The 19,829-nt window shown below is 44.4% G+C and carries 16 protein-coding genes; 3 read left to right on the forward strand and 13 right to left on the reverse strand.

Annotated elements, in window-relative coordinates; all coding sequences use genetic code 11:
• Positions 1-24 precede the first annotated feature (24 nt).
• A complete protein-coding gene (locus B5Y67_RS23575) occupies positions 25-1,014 on the forward strand; it encodes a glycosyltransferase family A protein (RefSeq protein ID WP_242976097.1) in 990 nt (329 codons plus the stop codon).
• A 66-nt stretch (positions 1,015-1,080) separates the two neighbouring features.
• Here B5Y67_RS23575 and B5Y67_RS23580 read toward each other — a convergent pair whose 3' ends face one another.
• The 9 genes from B5Y67_RS23580 to B5Y67_RS23620 all read right to left on the reverse strand — a co-directional run bounded on the left by B5Y67_RS23580 (position 1,081) and on the right by B5Y67_RS23620 (position 11,037).
• Complete coding sequence (locus B5Y67_RS23580; protein WP_242976098.1) at positions 1,081-1,737, reverse strand: hypothetical protein; 657 nt, start codon at positions 1,735-1,737, stop codon at positions 1,081-1,083.
• Positions 1,738-1,877: 140 nt separating this feature from the next.
• The gene (locus tag B5Y67_RS23585; RefSeq protein ID WP_088228815.1) at positions 1,878-2,585 is read right to left on the reverse strand and encodes a zinc dependent phospholipase C family protein; all 708 of its coding nucleotides are present in this window, start codon (positions 2,583-2,585) and stop codon (positions 1,878-1,880) included.
• A 221-nt stretch (positions 2,586-2,806) separates the two neighbouring features.
• On the reverse strand, positions 2,807-2,995 hold the full coding sequence (locus B5Y67_RS23590) for a hypothetical protein (RefSeq protein WP_088228816.1): 189 nt from the start codon (positions 2,993-2,995) through the stop codon (positions 2,807-2,809).
• Positions 2,995-3,771, reverse strand: coding sequence for a hypothetical protein (locus B5Y67_RS23595; protein ID WP_088228817.1), 777 nt, complete (start codon positions 3,769-3,771; stop codon positions 2,995-2,997). The genes B5Y67_RS23590 and B5Y67_RS23595 overlap by 1 nt, the downstream gene beginning before the upstream one ends.
• Before the next feature lie 205 nt (positions 3,772-3,976).
• A complete protein-coding gene (locus B5Y67_RS23600) occupies positions 3,977-5,074 on the reverse strand; it encodes an ABC transporter ATP-binding protein (protein ID WP_088228818.1) in 1,098 nt (365 codons plus the stop codon).
• A complete protein-coding gene (locus B5Y67_RS23605) occupies positions 5,071-6,852 on the reverse strand; it encodes an iron ABC transporter permease (protein ID WP_242976099.1) in 1,782 nt (593 codons plus the stop codon). Before B5Y67_RS23605 ends, B5Y67_RS23600 begins: the two co-directional genes overlap by 4 nt.
• A complete protein-coding gene (locus tag B5Y67_RS23610; protein WP_088228820.1) occupies positions 6,836-7,915 on the reverse strand; it encodes an extracellular solute-binding protein in 1,080 nt (359 codons plus the stop codon). The genes B5Y67_RS23605 and B5Y67_RS23610 overlap by 17 nt, the downstream gene beginning before the upstream one ends.
• Positions 7,916-8,356: 441 nt before the next feature.
• Complete coding sequence (locus tag B5Y67_RS23615; protein ID WP_242976100.1) at positions 8,357-8,920, reverse strand: Chromate resistance protein ChrB; 564 nt, start codon at positions 8,918-8,920, stop codon at positions 8,357-8,359.
• Positions 8,921-9,279: 359 nt separating this feature from the next.
• A complete protein-coding gene (locus B5Y67_RS23620) occupies positions 9,280-11,037 on the reverse strand; it encodes a methyl-accepting chemotaxis protein (RefSeq protein WP_088228822.1) in 1,758 nt (585 codons plus the stop codon).
• A gap of 404 nt (positions 11,038-11,441) precedes the next feature.
• On the opposite strand from B5Y67_RS23620, the gene B5Y67_RS23625 reads away from it, so the two are divergent.
• Entirely contained in the window at positions 11,442-12,650 is a 1,209-nt protein-coding gene (locus B5Y67_RS23625; protein WP_170932793.1) for an MFS transporter, read from the forward strand.
• Between the two features lie 172 nt (positions 12,651-12,822).
• Entirely contained in the window at positions 12,823-14,742 is a 1,920-nt protein-coding gene (asnB, locus tag B5Y67_RS23630) for an asparagine synthase (glutamine-hydrolyzing) (RefSeq protein WP_088228824.1), read from the forward strand.
• A gap of 234 nt (positions 14,743-14,976) precedes the next feature.
• Here the strand turns inward: asnB and B5Y67_RS23635 are convergent, their stop codons facing one another.
• The 4 genes from B5Y67_RS23635 to B5Y67_RS23650 are packed head-to-tail and all read right to left on the reverse strand — an operon-like array spanning position 14,977 to position 19,621.
• Positions 14,977-17,631: an ABC transporter permease gene (locus B5Y67_RS23635; protein ID WP_088228825.1), complete on the reverse strand. Its 2,655-nt coding sequence runs from the start codon at positions 17,629-17,631 to the stop codon at positions 14,977-14,979.
• Positions 17,625-18,290 carry an ABC transporter ATP-binding protein gene (locus tag B5Y67_RS23640; RefSeq protein ID WP_088228826.1) on the reverse strand — a complete coding sequence of 222 codons (666 nt, stop codon included), beginning with the start codon at positions 18,288-18,290 and terminating at the stop codon, positions 17,625-17,627. Before B5Y67_RS23640 ends, B5Y67_RS23635 begins: the two co-directional genes overlap by 7 nt.
• Entirely contained in the window at positions 18,283-18,948 is a 666-nt protein-coding gene (locus B5Y67_RS23645) for an ABC transporter ATP-binding protein (protein WP_088228827.1), read from the reverse strand. The genes B5Y67_RS23640 and B5Y67_RS23645 overlap by 8 nt, the downstream gene beginning before the upstream one ends.
• A gap of 1 nt (position 18,949) precedes the next feature.
• The gene (locus B5Y67_RS23650; RefSeq protein WP_088228828.1) at positions 18,950-19,621 is read right to left on the reverse strand and encodes a PsbP-related protein; all 672 of its coding nucleotides are present in this window, start codon (positions 19,619-19,621) and stop codon (positions 18,950-18,952) included.
• Positions 19,622-19,829: the final 208 nt, after the last annotated feature.

Raw genomic sequence — 19,829 nt, forward strand, 5'->3', positions numbered from 1 at the left:
ACAAAAATTAAACTCTTATCAATTGTGGTACCGTCCTATAATTCACAGGATTATCTTCATCTCTGTCTGGATACTGTTGTCCAAGGCGGACCAGAAGTAGAGGTTATCGTCGTTGATGATGGTTCTACAGACAACACGGCGGCTATTGCCCGCAAATACTGTGATCGCTATCCTGACATTGTCCGTCTTGAACAGAAAGAAAACGGCGGGCATGGTTCAGCAGTCAACCGCGGCTTAGAGGTTGCCACAGGGGCATATTTCAAAGTTGTTGATAGTGACGACTGGTTAGATCCTACGGACTACTTGTCGGTGCTTTCCTTCTTACGCAGCAATTCTTCCGTGGACCTGCTGATCACCAATTATGTTTACGAATATTCCTATAACGGCAAACATAAAGTGATGCGCTACAACAATGTTTTTCCCGAGGGTAAGGTTATTTCCTGGGACAACATGCGTTCTTTTCGCTTCGACCAATTGATGCTCATGCATTCCATGTTTTACCGCACAAAATTATTAAGACAGTGCGGCTTAAAACTGCCGGAACACACCTTTTACGTGGACAACCTCGTTGCCTATTTACCTCTTCCCTATGTCAAAAGCTTAATATACCTGGATTGTTCTCCCTATCACTATTTCATTGGCCGACCAGACCAATCCGTCAACACGCAGATCATGATCAAACGAATCGACCAACAGATCAAAGTAACACGCATGATGATTGAAGCCTACGATGTTTATAACAACATCAACTATAAAAGCCTTAGACAATATATGCTTTTTTATCTTTCGATGATGGTAGCTACCACCGTGACTCATCTCTATATAGCGGAGGATAAAACACTCAGCAGCAAGGCAGACGAGCTTTGGGATTATATCAAACAAAGCAATAAAAAACTGTATGCTGAACTGCGGGGCAGCTTTATCAATCTGTGTATAGACCTTGCTCAGAAAATTAACCCGCGCATTCTGGCCCATAGTCTGAAGCTCATTAAGCGTATTTATAAGTTCAGTTAAACTTACAATAGCTGTAATTAAACTCAGCCCCGGCACAATTCGACACGTGCCGTGGGCTGAGTTTTTTTATTGCAAAGTTACGGCAGAGTTTAATTTTCCTACAGTACTATTTGCCAGAACATAATCCACTTCCAGGGTAAACGTGTCATCCTTAGCAAAGGCTAAAGTATCCCGATTATTTTCACCGTTTAACTCCGAGATATATAAATCCAAATCAACGGCACCATTTACAGGAGTTGCTATGTAACCTATATCTCCTTGAGGTAATATCTGAGTTCCTTGAGAATCAAAAACCGCCATAACATAACCATCACTAGGCAGTGAAAGATTTTTATTATAGATCCAACCCCATTTAAACCACTTGCCGAATTCATTGTAACGTATCCAGATCGATTTTAGGCTTATTTGCTGGTTGATTGGAATCGTTATGTGAAAATGTCCATCCTTTTTCCCATCGGGCTTTAAAGCCGATGGGCTTAATTTATCCGCATCCAACCCTTTATAGGTGAAAGCAACAGAAGACTGTGTTAAAACATTAACCGCAGGAACTTGTGCTTGGGTAGTCTGCCCGGCCGAGAGGCCTTGAGAAGCCTGTGCAGAGGGCGATTGGGATGTCTTGGATTGTGAATTAGATACCGGTTGTTTATTAAAAGTATTGCATCCTGAAAGAGTTATCAGCAAGAATAAGAGCAGCGGTAACTTCATTAGCTTCATTAGCTTCATTAGCTTCACCTCAATCATTATCTTCAAGCCCATCAAGAAGACTATATAGCGATAGAATCCAAAATCTAATGCTAATAACATAACCTATTAATTATGGAACATAGAACATAAAACATAATATAAACCATCGAACATTGAAATTAGATAGTATTGCCGCCGCATAGGATATTTTGGGAAAAATCCAAAAAACCGGCAGTCGTATAAACCGTAATCGCAAGAAGCTTTTCAGCTGCAATAAAATAGTTTTCTTCTTTTATCCCTTTTTCTACTGAAACAAGAGGATAATAAGGTGCTGACAATTCCACATTATGTCTTATCCATTGGCTGGGGTGTGTAAACGCCTTATATAGTCCACTTTGTTTGAATGTAAATTTATCAAGATTATTGCTTGTCCAGCGTTCAAACTCTTGATGTCCGTCAAAAAGAACCCCCAACGCATGGTGAGGTACGCACATATCCTGTACAAGATGTAAAGCCGCACCCAAGTAAAACATGCCTTTAGATACATTCTGCTGACTCATAATAATAGCCTTGTTGAAGTAGTATTGACATTCCGCATCAGCTCCGGGCCAATGCAACCCCCCCTGTTTTTGGGGATCAGAGAAATAGTGGCAGACATTTTTCCAACGCTTATCTGCCCAAAACAATCCTTTTATTAGCATATCGTCATAAGGACGGAAATAGGTCAGTACATCGTTTTTGCCATCTCGTTCCAAAACATGGTAGGCTTCATGCAGACAGTGCCCATGAGTCTTAAGGGGAGCATCTAAAAATATCTGTAATGGCCCGACCGGAACCAGTAAAGCCTTCGTCACTATATTTAAGGTTTGTTCTGATAAAATCCGCAACTTATAAACACCCCTACTCTATTTTGAATAACTTTTACAAATGACATTGTCCGATTCACCTAGCGCGAATCGGACAATGAGTTGTATGAAACCATTTCGTGCTCTCAGTACTGAGAATACATCACAAACCTTTAACTATCCTTAAGAAATAAATAAATTTAAAAATCTATTCGTTAACATTTAACAAAGTGTTTGAACGAGTTCACTTGGTTAATGAGATATCATAGTGTTTCTCGTCCGAGAGAAAATCCCAAACTCAGCGAAATACCCAACAAAAAAATGACAATCGAAACCAGGTTAGGTGACTTCCAGTTTTCTAAAAGTTTGACAATGATAATCGTTATGGCTATGCCCCAGAAAATTCTCCAATCACCACAGAAAAAATCAAATATCTTCCTAAATATATTCATCAGCTGTTTCCCCCTGCCGCTAGTTTTCTCTTCTGCTCAATTCCATAAGGTTTTAACCATTTCATAATTATTAAACTTAAGGCTAAATAAAACATGATCAAAACGAACAAGAACCAATCCGCGTATGGCCACTGAACACCTAAACCCTCTCCAGTCCAGAAAGTGCCAAAGGTAACCAGCATTATCCCTACAGAAAATTTCAGGGTGTTTTCCGGAATCTTCGTCAACGGCCCTCGAATTAACAATCCCAGGATCACAACCATGATTAATGCCAATAAAGCTCCCTCTGCAGCTGTCCAAATCCCGCTGAGCCTATCCGCAGAAACTGTAGAACCGAAGGTAATAACAATGAATGCTACTTCCAACCCCTCTAAGAGAACACTTTTATAGGAAGTAAGAAAACCAAAGCCATTAAACTTCCGAGGTTCGGCTTCCCCGTGGGCCCGAAGTTCTCGCATCCGCTCTTCATAAATTGCTGCTTCATCATGCATGGATTTCAAACCACTATAACGGAGCAAAGCTTTTTTAAGCCATTGCATGCCAAAGAGGATCAGAATAATTCCAATGACTTGTCTCAATACCTCAATGGGAATAAACATGACTAAGGTTGAGCCGAAAACAGCCACCAAAACTGCCAGGGTCAAAGCCGCAGCACCGGCACCAAGCAAACTGCTCCTCCAATTAATTGTCACACCAACAACCAATACAATAGTAAGCGCTTCCACAAATTCGACCATAGAAGCTAGAAAAGGCGGTAAGATTGAAGACCAGAACATTTTCATTCTCCTTTCAATAGATCCACAACACAAGTTTATTCTTTAGAATCGTTATGGACGGCACTAGTGTAAAATAGTAATGTAACGAATGTTACATTACTATTTTACTATGCCTAATAAACAGTGACAATATCTTTAAAATATATTCAAGCGTAAGACTCCCATTTCTATAAGTGGGAGAGGTTCCGAATTCACTGACCGCCATTCAGCATATGGCAGCCATCTTACCATTATCCGACATCTCTCTTAGAATCCGACATCGTTCTGCCGACAGCCATAATTGGATAGGATCAGAAACCTCGATTTCTTGAGTACTCCATACCTCTAGCTGAATATCAGGTGCTTTTTCTAATGCTGCTCTGTATTGCCATGTGACCCCCTGAAAGGATCGTTGGAGAACTATGGCCCCCAGAAGCGCCCCAGGGTCCTGACCTTGAGTATTGATTAATATATCTCCCGAACGTATCATTACTTTTGCCTCTTGCCCCAGTGTGAGCTTTCCCAAGGTATAGATATTAAGTCCCTGACAATTGACTAAAGAATAGTCACCGCATCGTTCAATAACCCGACCGTGTAGTATATTGGAACAACCCAGGAAATTGGCAGCAAAAACCGTAGCCGGTTCACGATAGAGCTTGGTGGGGCTATTTGCTTGTTCGATCCTCCCCTGGTTCAGGAGAATCACCTGATCAGCCAGACTTAAGGCCTCGGCTTGATCATGGGTAACATAAACAGTTGTTATACCAGCCCCACGTACAATGCGCATAATCTCCCAGCGCATTTTCTCCCTCAGCTGAGCATCTAAACTGGACAAAGGTTCATCCATAAGCATTAAGGAAGGATGAGTTACTAAGGCTCGAGCAATTGCCACCCGCTGACGCTGTCCTCCTGACAATTGATTCGGGTATCGCTTTTCAAAACCATTCATCTGTACGGCATCAAGAACTTCAGCCACCTGTTCTCTGATCTTCTTAAGCGGACACTTTTTTAACCGCAGACTAAAAGCAATATTTTCAAAAACATTCATATGAGGCCAAAGAGCGAAGTCCTGAAAGACCATGCCTATATTTCGCTCTTCAGGAACCATAGTATAGCCCTTAGATGACCAAGTCAGCTCATCATAGCGAATTATACCGCCATCAATAGTCGTTAAACCGGCTAAAGCATTTAAGAGAGTGGTTTTACCGCAGCCTGAAGGACCCAGCAGGGCAACACAGCTGCCTTCAGGAATCGTTAGTGAGAGCTTATCAAGTACCAATTTGTTTCCGTAATGTTTTGTGACATCTTCAAGTACTATGTTCATATGGTTACCTCCCCATTAGCGAGCAGGACCGGCTCCTGGTTCAATTCCAAGTCTGAGTTTTCTTCGTACCCTTTTCCTTTGCCGAAATACTCCATCAAATAACGGCCAAGGCTATAAGCTGCCAGCAAGATAATTAACCCGATCACAGACAAGGCACTTCCCTTTGACCAGTGAGATTCACTAAAGTAATGCTGAATGGTTACTGAAAAGGTTGGACTTCCAGGCGGGTAGAGAAGCATTGAGGCCGGCAGCTCAAAAATAATCTTAGTAAAGGTCATGAAAAAGGGGGAAATAGCCGTTCCAGCTACCAAGGGAAGAATAATTTTGCGAAGGACAATGATCTCGCCCGCCCCTTGTACGCGTGCGGCCTTAATCAGATTGAGGGGCAGCTGTCCCATAGCCCCTAACTGCAGCCTGATCGAGTAAGGTAAATAGGTTGCCATAAAGGCTAAGCCGAGACAAATAGGAGTGCCATACAGAACGAGGTTCAAAGGAATAAGCCAAACACCATTCCAGGCAAAGACAAAGGCTGCCGCTAGGACAATACCGGGAACCGCAATAACCGACATGGTTAAAATATTGAGGAAGGAATTGAGAGCGGACTTTTTAAAGGACATCTGGTAAGCCAAAATCACACCCAAAATCATGGTCAGGACGGCCACAACAAACGCGTATTCCAGAGAACGCCCGAGAGCATTTACTCCTTCACTGCCTATCTTAAGTGCTTTGCTATAATTTGCGAAAGTCCAATTGCCTAGGCTTAGTCCATTGGCCCAAACTTTCCAAAGAGAAGCGATAATTGTACTTCCAAGGGGAACGAGCAAGGAGACAGACAAGATAAAAAACGATCCCAAAGTCAACAGCGGATTCTTCTTTGTCTTCGCAAAAATAACGGAATCTTTGCGAGCTAAAACGGTGCTGTAGTCTTTCTTCCGCATCCAGAAAAACTGAAGAAGAATCGCTCCTGCCGAAATCAGGATGACCAAAAAGGACAAACATGCTGCTGCCGGATAATTAACCGGAGACTGGCCAAGGGAAACATAAATTTGGTAGGGAAGCAACGATAATTGGGTCTGGTCCATAATGGCAGCAGGCAGGCCAAAATCACCGAAGGCCTCAGCAAAGGCAATAGAAGCACCGGCAAGCAAGGATGGCGTCAGCAAGGGCAAAACAATTTTGCGAAAGACTTGAGCACGACTGCCGCCTGACAAACGGCCGGCCTTGATCAAATCACTATTCACGTTTCTGATACCCTGCCGCAAGCTGAAATAGACATAGGGGAAATAGCTAAAGCCCATAATCAAGATCACGCCCCAACGAGAGAAGAACCAAGAAGACCAGCCGTTAGGCAGTTTCAGCAACTGGGCAAGAATGCCGCCATCCTGCATAAACATCACCCAGCCTTCAGCAACAATATAGGAAGGGAGGAAGAAGATCAGCCAGACCAGAGCGTCTATTAAAGTATGCATAAAACCGGAGTGTTCTTCCGCGGCAAAGGCAATAATGGTACCTAAAATTGAAGCTGCAATGGTTCCCGCGGCTCCTATAAAAATAGAGTTAAGCACTGCATTAAGATTTTCTTTATCGGCAAAAACTCCCTGCAATGAAGTCAAGGAAGGCACCAGGCTCATAGGCACACTATACAAATTGGGAAAGACAATTTGTAATAAGAGGGCTAATAGCGGATAACCAATGAGGATGGCGAGGAACGCCACCCCCGAAATATCGCAAAATGATGTTTTCATTTTTTGGGACTTAATTTTAGTGAATAATTGCATCGTTGAACCACTTCTTAATATCATTTTCATTTTGAGAGGATTTAACAGGATCAACCTTAAGCCAATTGATGCCATCGTTTTGACGGACAGAACTGCCCTCAACGCCGGTTATGACAGGATCAAAATAGGAGTCGCCGCCGCCATTCTTAGGATCAAGCATAACTTTTTGCCCTTCCGATGAAAGCACAAATTCCACAAATTGTTTGGCAGCCTCTGCATTGGGAGCTTTTTTGTTAATAGCAATGACGCCGGGTAACGTGAACACTCCAGAAGAGGGATAAATAATATCAATGGGATTGCCTTCTGCTTTCGCTGCAACCAGAGCCGAGTCCTGAATCGTTACAGCCTTTACCTGCCCGTTCAATAAAGATTTGATTTCCACATCATTAGTTTCCCCCACCTTCATACCATTGCCTTTCAATGAGGTGAAGAACTGTTTACCCTGGGCATCGCCCATCAGATTAAGTAAACCCGCTACATAAGGAAAAGTAGGCCCTGAAACGCTGGGATTGTTCATAGCCAAAGCATTCTTGAAGGTTGGCTTAAGAAGATCATTCCAATCCTTCGGATACTCTGAACGAGGCAGCAATTTTGAATTAACACCGATAGCTGCTGCAGCTGTGACACCTGTCGGATAATACGCTTTATCGGCGGGAACCAGTGATTGCCCAAGCTGCGTCAGGTTAGAAGTATCATTTGGAGTCCAGCCCTGCAGAAGTAACCCTTGATTATCGAGAGCCTGCATGGTAGCGTCACCGTCAAACCAGGCTATATCCCAATGAGAGTTGGACTTCTCAGCTTCAATCTTAGCCGCCAATGGGCCTGTAGACATGTCGACAAGCTTAACTTTGATGCCGGTTTTAGCCTGAAAGGCCTTTGCCACAGCATCATCGTAGCCCTGGGCGGAGTAAAATACGAGTTCTTTGGGTGAAGCAGCCGCAGCATTTGTCGAGGAAGTGTTGGCGGATACCTTGGAAGAAGTACCGCACCCTGTTAATGCACTGCCTATCACCGCAATTGAGACTAGTATGGCAGATAATTTCTGATAGCTATATCGATTCATGGTCTAAACCTTCCTTTCAATTATTAATTATTAAATAATTGCACCTAAATAAGTGCTGAAATTATCTACTTTTTTAGAAACATTCATCGTCACATACGCATACCGCCTTTTCAAAAAACTTTATAAATGTAATAACGGTTACATGAATTATAATTTAATGTGACAGGTGTTACAATTCATTTTCTGTAAAGCAAATGTTAAATTTCGGTAAAATGCTAATTCAATCCTCTGCTCCACAACTATTGTTTATCCAGTTTTTAAGACCCCCACTTCTATAAGTGGGGGAGCACAAAAAGAAGGGGACTGTTGCAAAATGCATAAACGCTCCCCATTAAACAAAACCCTGCATAATTGTGGTTTAAATCCTCCACTTATATGCAGGGTATTATTTATAAAAACGTATAAATGCTCATTATGCAACGGCCCCTGAAATTCCTTATTTCAATCATCAACAATCTTTATTTCCGACGGCGGATCGCTCTTTTCATTTTCGAAGGTTTTACTGTTAAAATCCTCAAAACACTTCCGACATTCTTCAAGTTTCTTCTCTGTTACTTCACGCAATGGGGATACAAAAACATCTCTTAATTTCACTTTTTCAAACCAGGATAGAAGTTTTTCTAATTCTTCTTCATTCTCTTCAGCTTCAGCAAAGGTAAAATTTTTCCGTTCTATTTCCTTATTAATTTCAGCAAAATAATCATTGCATTTGTCAATGATTTCTTCATATTCAATTTCTCTTGCTTTATTAAAACGTGAGATCATTGCCTTTTCATAGCTTTCTTCCATGGCAATGGTCTGCATCAAGAGAACTTCTCCATGATTCTCGCTGATATTTGAAGCAACCAATGACAACGCCGTATAATTCTCATCGTTCAATGGCAGCAGCCATAACGATTGATGAATATTGACAGCCCCCAACTTCTTCAAACTTCTCCAAGTACCTACTCTTAATCTTGATGGCTCTGACGGCAAATTGTAACTCATGATAAGCCATTTCAGCAAAATATCACCCTCCTATTATTGGGCCCTTTGTCACTTGATGTATTAAAGAAATCCTGCAGAGAACTATATCATTAATTCTTAGAATTTAATTCGTTACCTAAAATTATACTTTTTTGATTATACTTCTTACAATGTAAAGGGTTCTACAAGTTTCCTGAATTTCCTTTTATCCAGTTTTTAAGACCCCCACTTCTATAAGTGGGGTGGGTCCTTCGTTAACTTCAGGTGGGGTAAAGTCCTCCTTCGCCGCTAAGTATTCCTATTGGGAAAGGCAGCTCGGCAATAATGTTCACTGGACATTATTGTATCTGAAGCACCGATGTTCAGCTTTAGCGTAAGCGAGTTCACTATTCTTTAACCTACTTTTCCACAGAACCATCCGTTGATGAATTGTGACCTTCAATCTCAAAACCAGCCACTAAACTAGTTAGCTTTTGAGCGTGATTCGATAAGTTATCAGAGATCGCCCGCATTTCCTCAATTGAAGCATTCTGCTCTTCCGCAGCAGCAGCAGTGGTTTGAGTCTTTGCGGCAGCTTCCTCGGCTTCATTGCCTATGAGCTGCATACTTTTCATAATCGCTTGACTAGAACTTTCCACTTCTTGAACAAACTGCTCAATGTCCAGACTTTGACCGACACTCTGCTCAACCGCTGAGAGAATCTTACCAAATTGCTGTGAGATTTCAGAGAGAAAAGCGCTGCCGCATCCAACACTTTCCTTGCTCATTTCCATACTCTTCTCTGCCTGACCTGCAGTATTCTGTAATGTTTCCACACTAAGGGCTATTTCCGTCAGACTCATTTTCACTTGTTCAGCTAATTTACGTACTTCTTCAGCAACGACGGCAAACCCCCGTCCGTTCTCGCCTGCCCTGGCGGCTTCTATAGCCGCATTTAATGCCAGGAGGTTAGTCTGTTGAGCGATACTCTCAATAATTTGAACTGTAGAAGCAATACTTTGAGACTGACTTTTGACATCAAAAACCACTTGCCCAAGATCGGATATGCGATTTTCTATCTCATCCATCTGAGTTACTGTCTGATCAAGTGTATTTCGCCCACTGCGTGCCAAATCAGCTGAAAGAGAGATTGCTTCGCTTACCCCTTGACTCTTGCTGCCGGCTGCCTCAACTTGGTTCATCATCATATTAACATGATCTTGATTTTCTTTGATTGCTTCGGTCTGATGAACACTAACTGCAGCGATTTCGCCTGCAGCTGATGCCACCTGCTCTGCTGCTTTACTTGACTGCGCCATTCCCAAGTTTACATCAATTGCCATCCCTTCTAATTCTGTCGATGTGTCCCTTACTTCAATTATCACACGCTGCAGTTGATTTGTCATTTCATCCAAAGCGTCAGCCAGTTCTTCCCCTTCACGATTAAATCCCTTCATCCGCTGGTTTGTCTCATTGGACAATTTCCCGTCGGCGATGGCTTCGGCACGAGATACTAACTTTTGCATGAGATCACGCAGGCCTCGTCCCAACCAAAGGCCCAATATGACAGCAATAAAAATACTGAACAGCATTGCCCCTAAGACCATTAAAATTGCATTTCGATAGGTCACTGTATGCTGTTCCAATCGCGTCTTCGTAACCATCTGAAGCTTAATATCATACATTTGATCAGCCAAGGCTGCTGCCTGAACGCTCAATTGGCTCAACTCCGGCGGAATTAGGGCTTTGCTCCCCTTATTCTGGGGATTTTCGACAGCTGCTGCTTTTGAAGAGATTTGAACATAGTTCTGCCAGATTTTCTTGAATTGCCCCAAAAGCTCACCCTCTTGGCTCTTTCCCTGAAAAGTTTTTTCCAGAACATTGATGTTACTTTGCACACGTTGATCAATTGTTTTCATTTCTTGATAATGCTTGGGCTGATCGACAGGATTACTCTCCAAGAACATAAAAATCTCTGCCTGATAGGCTTGCGTATCATGACGCAAATCCTGCAAATGATCCATGGGTATAATTTCCATCTGATTAATATCAACCATGTCTGCATACAACTTATTCATTCCATTTAGCCCTATTACACCCGTTAAACTAGCAGCTAAAGCAATAATAATAAAAAGCACTATGACCTGAGTAGTAACCGAAATTTTATGTTTTGACATCTCTTGTCTGCTCCTCTCATCTAATGTTAAATTCAGGGCTATCCAATCCTAACGGTCTTTTAGTATCTTGGGCCAACAACTCCCTATTATTTTTACGTAAAATGTAATGATAGCCGATGAGTTAAGAAGTAAGAAGGGTGAGTTTATTAGGCTTCGTAGATTATACCATTTGAAGATTAAAAGCATATTAAACACCAACAAGTTAAAGATACAAAATGTAAGGTATGGAATATGAATGACGATTTCATACTTCATACCTTAAGAGTTTCCAAAAGATCCACCCAATTATTGTTCAATCATTATTTTAAAAGTTTTGATCATTCATTTTTAATCATTCTTTAATATAGCTAACAAAATTAACGGACATATTAACTTCATCTAAAATACCCAAGGGGGAATTTCTCTTGAATTTAAATTCCGGTGAAACTTATCTGATTGGATTAACGCGCAAACAAAAAATAGCTCTCTTTTTTTCAACCCTATTTGTATTTGCTAATATCTATAGTCCACAGCCGATTCTTCCCTCTTTAACTCAAGTTTATCATCAACCACCTCAAACAATCAGTTTGATAATATCTTTGCCCTTAATTTTAATTGCTTTATTTTCTCTTCTGTACGGATGTGTTTCAGACCGATATGGACGATGGATTGTTATGCGTTGGAGTACTGTAGGATTAATCATTCCTACTCTCCTATTAACTATCGCTCCGAATTTCAGCGTTCTGCTCCTTTTACGCGCATTGCAGGGGCTTTTATTGCCAGGGTACATGACAACCGTTATTTCTTATGTCAATGATATTTTCCTGCCAACGGAACGTGGTGCAGGTATGGGGATTTTTGCCGCTGCATCTGCCATAGCGGGGCCGCTTGGCAGAATCGAGATCGGTACATTCAGCCAGTTCTTAGATTGGAAAGCCGGCTTCTTCAGTGCCGCTTTCGACACATTAATAGCGTGGATTCTCATTGACAGAATCCTGCCCAACGAAATAAATCCAGCTGCAAACATCTCCTTAGTTGTCAGGGACTCGTCTCCCAAAGAAAACTTCAAAAATACTCTTAACTCCTTTTATAATCACCTGCGTAACCGCCATTTGGTGGGAGCTTATCTAGTAGGAGCTGCAATGCATGCCAGTTTTATAAGTGTGTTAACGTATTTGCCATTTAGACTGAGCAAAGCACCCTACTGCCTGAATCCTTCACAAATAAGTCTCATCTATGTGCTTTATTTACTGGGGGCAGTGGCAGCTCCGCGAGCCGGTCGTTTATCCGATTCCATGGGACGGCGTTTCGTTCTCGCTTTAGCACTATCTCTAATGCTTATAGGGCTATGGATCACGATATCATCATCCTTAATCCTTATCCTTATCGGTATCACCCTAACAATTTTGGGACTTTTTTCGGTACAATCTACTGCTACTTCATTAATTGGGGATTGGGCCAGAAAAAATCGGGGAACGGCTACATCCTTATATACTTTTTTTTATTATATCGGTGCCGGAGTAGGAACTTCTGTCAATGCTATGATTTGGATTCAAGCATCTTGGACCGGTATCATCATCGTCTGTATTTTCTCTCTGCTAATAGCTCTCCTATCCGTTGCTTTTCTTTGTTAAAACCTCCGCTCGAAAAACTCCTAATCTTGACAGCATCCCGTCTTTATGGACTTAAAGCGAGAAGGAGGAAGGTTCTGCGGCAAGCTGGGAATGAATAATCGGGGTTTAAGCTTATGAAAATTGGGAATTCTAATTGTGTGGATTATAAAAATCCAGGGAGGATTAAAATTTTATGTGTGGTATATGCGGGCAATTCGGCCCAGCAAAATATATCGATGTTCCTCGGCTCAAGCAAATGACGCGGTTGATGAAGCATAGAGGCCCGGATGAGGAAGCCTTTTATGTTTCGCCGACTCTTGCCTTCGGGTTTCGCCGGTTAGCTATTGTAGATTTAAAAGGAGGGCAGCAACCCCTGACGAACGAGGATAAGCGTATCCGTGTTATTTTTAACGGTGAAATCTATAATTACAAGGAATTGCGAGAACATCTCATCAGCCACGGACATTCCTTACAGCAGGCGGGCGATGGTGAGGTTCTGGCACACCTCTATGAAGAATATGGTTTAGATTTTCCCTCTAAATTAAGGGGAACTTTCGCCATTGCGCTTTGGGATGAGCGGCTTCGCCGCTTATTACTCATCCGTGATCGTTTAGGAGTAAAACCGTTATATGTTCGTTATAATTCTCAGGGTTTGGCATTTGCTTCAGAACTAGGTGCCTTGCTCATAGGAGCGGAGAGACCGGATATCAATCTTCAAGCCTTAGATCAATACTTAAGTTATCGGTATGTTCCGGCACCTAATACCATTTTTAAGGGTATTTGCAAGGTTCCGCCGGGGACAGCTTTATTGGTGACTTATAAAAAAGGCGAACTTCAAGTACGAACAAAAACCTTTTGGCTGGTACCAAACGCAAAAAAAGAAATTTCCTTAAAAGAGGCAAGTGAGCTCGTCCACACCACCTTAAAGGAAGCCCTGCAAATTCGCTGGCCGGATGAAGTCCCGGCAGCCTATTTTTTCAGCGGCGGTTTAGATTCGAGCGGCTTGATCGCAATGCATCAGATTCTCTGCAATGAGCGGGCACGAACTTACGCCATTGGCTTTGAACGTCCTCATCACACGCGGGACTTTCGTTATTATTCGGAATTAGATCAAGCTCGGAATGCGGCCAGAGCTTTACAGACGCAGCATTACGAAAGAGTTGTCCCTTTCGCTGAGGTTCAGCAGCGCCTTGGGCAAATCTTAACCGCTATGGATGAGCCAATTGCCGATCCAACGGCAATTCCCCTCTATTTCCTGAGTGAATTCGCCTCCTCGCGAGGAGAAAAGGTTGTCTTTTCAGGAGAAGGTGCCGATGAGTTATTTGGCGGATACACCACATATCTAGAGCCTTCAAACTTCCGCCGCTATCATCAGCTTCCAGGCTGGACTCGAAATGTTCTGGAACATACTTTTCCTCAGAAGACAGAACGATTCTCCCTCTCGCTGAGCGAGCGTTACTTTGGGGTTGGCGGACTTCTGCGATTCTCGCAAAAACAATCCCTTTATTCGGCAAAGATGCTCTCCGCACTGGCGGAAGAAAAATCCTATTTTCCGACTCAACACCTTCTGGACGACGAAATAATGTCTGAGGAAGAACGAATGCTGCAATTTGATATGTGTTCATGGCTGCCGGAAAATACCCTGATGAAATCAGATAAAATGACCATGCAGCACGGTTTGGAAATACGGCTGCCCTATTTGGATCATGAACTTGTTGAATTGGGCATGAGTTTTCCCCTTCCTTACAAAGTCACTTCCAAGGAAAGCAAGGTTGTCTTGCGCAGGGCCTTGGCCAGCTGCTTACCCAGGGAAATGGTAACCCTGCCGAAAAACGGGTTTCCTGTTCCCCTCACTGCCTGGTTAATGGACGAATTGAAACCGGATGTAAAGGATGTGTTATTAGACCCTGGAGCCCGCCTGCGGGAATTTTTCCTGCCGCAAAAAATTGAAGAGATGCTTCAAGCTGATTCTTCCCATTCATCCCGCCTCATCTGGGCGCTCTACGTGTTGGAAGTTTACTTAACGTTTTGGCAGCAAGCACAGGGTAACATCTGTATGAAACCGAGTCTGGGGATAAATAGAATTCCCAAAATAGGGGGAGGATCACTTTGAGAGGCCCTTTATTCGAGTTAGCAGTTCGAAGACACTGTCTTCGCACGAATTAGCGCTTCTTGCAGCCCCTAGCGAAAGCGCCGGCTAAGCTGCACTTATGCTGCAGAAAGTATTCAACGAAGTTATACTTTCTGACAGTAAAACAAAACCTACAGCTAAGATTTAATCATCTTTGTCTGTAGGTTTTGTTTTTTTATAAATCGCGACTACGATTGTTCGTTCTCTTTAAATCAGTTAGAGGCTGCGCATCTCCTCGATCGCCGGCCGGTGAAATAGGTGATTTGTACCGAAAATTGCAACCACCGTAGAAGAAATGGACGCTGCCGCCAATACTGCCAGATAACCCCAAGGTATAGAAAGAACCTCAGGCGGAGGGTCGAAAACTCCCGTTAGCACCTTGATCAACATTTCGGCCACTCCGAAACCCAACATGACACCCAAAAGGCTGCCCCCTGTTAAGACAACAAGACCTTCACTCCAAACAAATGCCCCGAGCTGTCTCTTCTTAGCTCCCAAAGCGGCGAGTACGGCCAAAGTCCGCCGCCGTTCAGCCAGACCGAGTGCTAAAATCAGACCCGTCGAGGCAGCAGCCAACAGAACGGCAAATCCCAATTCCAGCCGCGTAAGTCCATGCAGATCCACGGCCGTCAAGCCGGAACTGATCGTACGTTGGGTGGAATTAATATCAGTCACCTTGGCGCCGGCCAATGAACTCACTACGGTTTTTGCCTGGGAAGCAAGAGCCTCAGGATGACCCTTCGCCCGCATCAACACAATTTCTGAGGCGTCTGATCCGGTTTGCTGCCCAATGTAACTCCTATTGGCCACCAAAAAAGAGTCTTTCGGCGCCGTGGGAAATTCCCGGACAATACCGATAAAATGAAACGGTACCACATGATACTGATGGTCTTTATTATTCTGGAGACGAAGATTAATTTTATCACCAAGTTTAAGCTGGTAATCCTTCACCGTTTCTTCCGAGACCAAAACACCATCCGGTTGTTTTGCTAACTCCGCCAAAGTCCCCCGGGCATTTCCTCCAACAAAATAAGCATTGGCAATATTCGTTGCTTGACCAATAGTTTGCGGATCAATACCGTACATATCCTGTAAATCGTTGCCTACATAGACCAAGCGATGCTGCATCGGCTGTATAGCGGCAACCCCGGGCAGCGCTTTCAATTCCCTGTATCGCGTACTGGGAGCGGACATTATAGATCCGGTAACGGTTACATCAGCACCATTCGTCAATTCAGCATCAACATGAGACTGAGCGTTGTACGTTGTATTGAAAACCGCCGTCGATACGGCAAAAGATACCGCTAACGCTACTAAGATAATCCCGCGGACAATGAGTAATCTTTGCCGGGATAATGATGACGACACCACTCCGGAAAGCTCACGGGCAACAGGATTAAGCATCCGGGCCAGCATCTTGCGTCCTCCGGACATCCATCCTTCCAGAAAGCGAGTAGAAAACAAAACTGCGCCAAGCCAAAGACACAAGGGAGCTACAAAGGCTTCATAATTCACCGATGTTGTAGTGATCCCTTCCGGAGCCAGGACGACCTGATAACCTGTACTTGCCGTTCGCCAAAACTCAATCCCTGAGATAACCAACAGAATAATATCCAAATAGGCTTTCTGCCATAGAGCTTTGCGCCCCCGGCCTACTGTCGCTTGCGCCGACACTACTGTGGAATGGTTTATCTCTTTCCAAGCAGGATATAGAATGGCAGCGATGGCTAAGAGGAAACCCATAAGGGATGCACTTACTGTCCAGAACAGAGCACTCTTGCCTATTAGTTCATTTCCCGGCATGAACATCCTATTAATCCCAAGGGTCAGAACATTACCGAACACCACACCTCCAATCGCCACAATCAGAGCTTCAATAGCCTCCAGCCCTATGATGGTCTGCACAGAGGCTCCTCTAATCCGCAGCAGGGCTTGTTCCTTGCGCCGCCGATTCGTTCCTGATGATGCAATAGCCATAGTTAGCAGAACTGCCAGAATAGCCCCCGGCAAACCTAAAAACAAAAAGAGTACGTTGCCATAAGCTGCATCCGCTTGAACACTCCCGAGGCGGGTCGCCAAAATATCTCCTACGATGCCCCGGCCGGCAATTCTGGCTTCCAGATTGTGCGCCAATTGCTGCACAAATTGATTGGCAGCAGCGGGATCAGACGGTAAAACATGGCCAATCCGGACATGAAATTGGGTATGTACTGAATCGGGCCGCACTGTGGCTTGCGGTCCAAAAATCCCTTGCCACAGAGCATCGGGAAGCAGAAGTACATTATCCGGGGGAGCTTGTGGTGCTGCTCCCGCCGGTAAACCAATGGCTTGAAAGAGGGAATCTGCGTTAGGGAGATCCACAACACCATCCACAATTACCTCACTGGGAGGCAGCCCGACTCTTTCAATGGTCACCCGATCACCCGGCTTGACATGTAAGTTGGCTGCTGTTTGCTGGGCAACAAGCACGCCCTGGCTCGCCCCCACGAGCTGCCGAAATTCCAGGGGAAAGTTAGCGCGGTAGGCTGCACTGATTCCCAGCACTTTGCCTGGTCCTGTTGTTTGCACAGTCCCGCCGGTATTGGCAATTAACCCCTTGACATCAGCATATCCCACTTGTTCTAAGGCCGTATAAGGCGTTGACTTGCCGATAGCCGCTTTAACGGCATTGGCATCCGAAGGATGGGAAAGTTGAATTTGCCAGTCTGCAGGAACTTCTTGGACAGCTCGCTGGGTCATCGAAGCACCGGCAGAAGCAACAAAAGCTCCCAGAGACGCCAGCAAGGCGACGGTAAGCGCAACACCGCTGACAGCCCCCAGCAAACGTCCTTGACGATAGGTTAAAATCCCCTTAAACCATGTTCTTAACATTCCACTACCTCCATAACACCATGATGCATCTGCCAGATTGTGTTCATCCGCTCGGCAATGGCCTGATCATGAGTTGCTACCACCAAGGCCGTATCAGATCCTTCCAGTGAGTCAAGCAGTACATCAAACAAATGCTGGGCCGTGGGATGATCCAACTGACCCGTTGGTTCATCGGCCAGAATAAGCTGCGGCCGGGAGGCCAAGGCCCGGGCCACCGCTACGCGCTGGGCCTGACCGCCGGAAAGTTCCTCGGGAAGCTTATCGGCAATGGTATTCAGCCTCATCCTATTCAGAGTTTCTAAGGCAGTATTGCGAGCTTTGATCGCTTCTATTTGTCCCAGAAGCAGCGGCAGTTCAACATTTTCCACCACGGTCAGCGGGGGCAGTAAACTCTGCATCTGAAAAATAAAACTGATTTTCTGCGGACGAAGATTCCCGCAAGTTCCTAACCTTGGCCAGGAGATACTCCCTGTGCTTGGGTGATCCAACCCTCCCATCAGATGCAGCAACGTGGACTTGCCGCTGCCGGAAGGCCCTACCAAGGCAATTCGATCCCCTGGCTTTACGAAACAGGTTGCCGACACTAAGGCCGTCTCCCGCACCTCTCCACGATAATAAATCTTACCAACGTTTTGCATTTCAACGAGGGGCTCAATCATACTTAACAATCCTCCCGTCAAATACTCTGAGAATACGATTAGCGTGAGCTGCCAAGGCTTCACTGTGAGTTGCTATGATAGCGGCACCGCCGTTCCGGCGGTAATTTTCGAAGAGATCCAGAATTTTTCCCTCCGTCTCTGCATCCACTTCACCAGTCGGCTCATCAGCCATGAGTACCTTCGGGCTGTTGGCAAGAGCAACAGCCAGAGCAGCTCTGGCAAGTTCCCCGCCAGAAATCCGAGAAGGGCGGGCCTCCCGCCGTTTATCTAAGCCAACCTGATTCAAAAGCAAGGTCAGACGTTCTTCATCGACTTTGTGTCCCAATTGCATTTGTAAACGAATATTCTCTTCCACAGACAGATGATTGAATAGATTTCCTGACTGAAGAACGATTCCTATCTCTTGAGCACGAATAGCAGCCCGTTCTGCTTCCGGTCTTCTGGTCATACGTTTGCCCAATAACTCTACATATCCGCCGTCCGGTTCATCCAAACCGGCCAGGCAAGCCATTAAGGTCGATTTTCCGCTCCCTGAAGGTCCCATCACAGCCACAATTTCACCGGAATCCACATGGATATTTGCTCCGCGTAAGGCCAGGGTTTCTTCCTCTCCGGTATGATAAAAGCGATAGAGATCAAAAGCTTCAATGACTCGCATATTACCTCCACGTAAAGCTTGCAGACATCCTGTTCCACTGGTCCACGTTATCAGCGCCCAGCGGTGCCCAAAGGGTTAAAGCTGCCAGCTTTCCATTTTTATAAAAGAGATACCGACTGTTCTCCAATCTTGCCTGCTTACCGGTTACCGGATCGGGTTCGGAATTTGAGTCATAAGTGATTAAAATCGCCGTACCGCCGGACAAATGCACTTGTTTCACGCTTTTAATAGTAACGGCCCTTCCTGTTTTCTGCAGTTCCGCCGCCTGATTCTTATTCACGCCGGCCAAAGTAGGTTGGGATGATTCTTGGCTGAGGGCAACCTGCACACCATTTAATTTATCCTGGAATAAAACATCACTGCCCTTAATCGTGCGCCCCCATCCTTCCGGCACCACAAGATCATACCCGCCCGAGGCAGAAGTATAGTTTACAAAGGCTTGCGTATCCGGAATATCGCCGGTCGGATTTTTTTCCGGTGCCACGGGTTTTTCTGAACTTGATCCTGTCACAGCAGCCGTTTGCGACGGCTGAGTTGTACTGGTGTTATTTGCAGAAGACATGGCTTTTGGGGCCATGTGAGGAGCCGGAGAACTATTCGTTCCGCAGCCGCCGAGTAACGCAGTAATCGAAATCATAGTAACAGCAATGAGCAATCCTATTGGTTTAGACATGTATGTACCTCCTTGCTTCTCGATAGATTTCCATAGTTTTTCATTGTTAACATCGTCTCCTTTCGGCTTTAATTTATCACTGCTAGATTAAAGAAAAATGAACAAAGGATTTAAAATTGTATAAAAAAAAGACTGGACTCCACTAGAAATCCAGTTAAATACTCCTGATCCAGATCGTTTGTACCTTTAGACAACGTCTTGATCGACA

This window comes from Desulfosporosinus sp. FKB, from assembly GCF_002196705.1.
Lineage (GTDB): Bacteria > Bacillota > Desulfitobacteriia > Desulfitobacteriales > Desulfitobacteriaceae > Desulfosporosinus.

What these genes read in the sequence shown, in the direction of transcription:
- asnB (WP_088228824.1), top strand. Translation starts at nt 12,823, where the DNA reads ATGTGTGGTATATGCGGGCAATTCGGCCCAGCAAAATATATCGATGTT.
- B5Y67_RS23595 (WP_088228817.1), bottom strand. Translation starts at nt 3,771, where the DNA reads ATGTTCTGGTCTTCAATCTTACCGCCTTTTCTAGCTTCTATGGTCGAA.
- B5Y67_RS23605 (WP_242976099.1), bottom strand. Translation starts at nt 6,852, where the DNA reads ATGCAATTATTCACTAAAATTAAGTCCCAAAAAATGAAAACATCATTT.
- B5Y67_RS23635 (WP_088228825.1), bottom strand. Translation starts at nt 17,631, where the DNA reads ATGTTAAGAACATGGTTTAAGGGGATTTTAACCTATCGTCAAGGACGT.
- B5Y67_RS23580 (WP_242976098.1), bottom strand. Translation starts at nt 1,737, where the DNA reads ATGAAGCTAATGAAGCTAATGAAGTTACCGCTGCTCTTATTCTTGCTG.
- B5Y67_RS23600 (WP_088228818.1), bottom strand. Translation starts at nt 5,074, where the DNA reads ATGAACATAGTACTTGAAGATGTCACAAAACATTACGGAAACAAATTG.
- B5Y67_RS23590 (WP_088228816.1), bottom strand. Translation starts at nt 2,995, where the DNA reads ATGAATATATTTAGGAAGATATTTGATTTTTTCTGTGGTGATTGGAGA.
- B5Y67_RS23640 (WP_088228826.1), bottom strand. Translation starts at nt 18,290, where the DNA reads ATGATTGAGCCCCTCGTTGAAATGCAAAACGTTGGTAAGATTTATTAT.
- B5Y67_RS23650 (WP_088228828.1), bottom strand. Translation starts at nt 19,621, where the DNA reads ATGTCTAAACCAATAGGATTGCTCATTGCTGTTACTATGATTTCGATT.
- B5Y67_RS23610 (WP_088228820.1), bottom strand. Translation starts at nt 7,915, where the DNA reads ATGAATCGATATAGCTATCAGAAATTATCTGCCATACTAGTCTCAATT.
- B5Y67_RS23620 (WP_088228822.1), bottom strand. Translation starts at nt 11,037, where the DNA reads ATGTCAAAACATAAAATTTCGGTTACTACTCAGGTCATAGTGCTTTTT.
- B5Y67_RS23645 (WP_088228827.1), bottom strand. Translation starts at nt 18,948, where the DNA reads ATGCGAGTCATTGAAGCTTTTGATCTCTATCGCTTTTATCATACCGGA.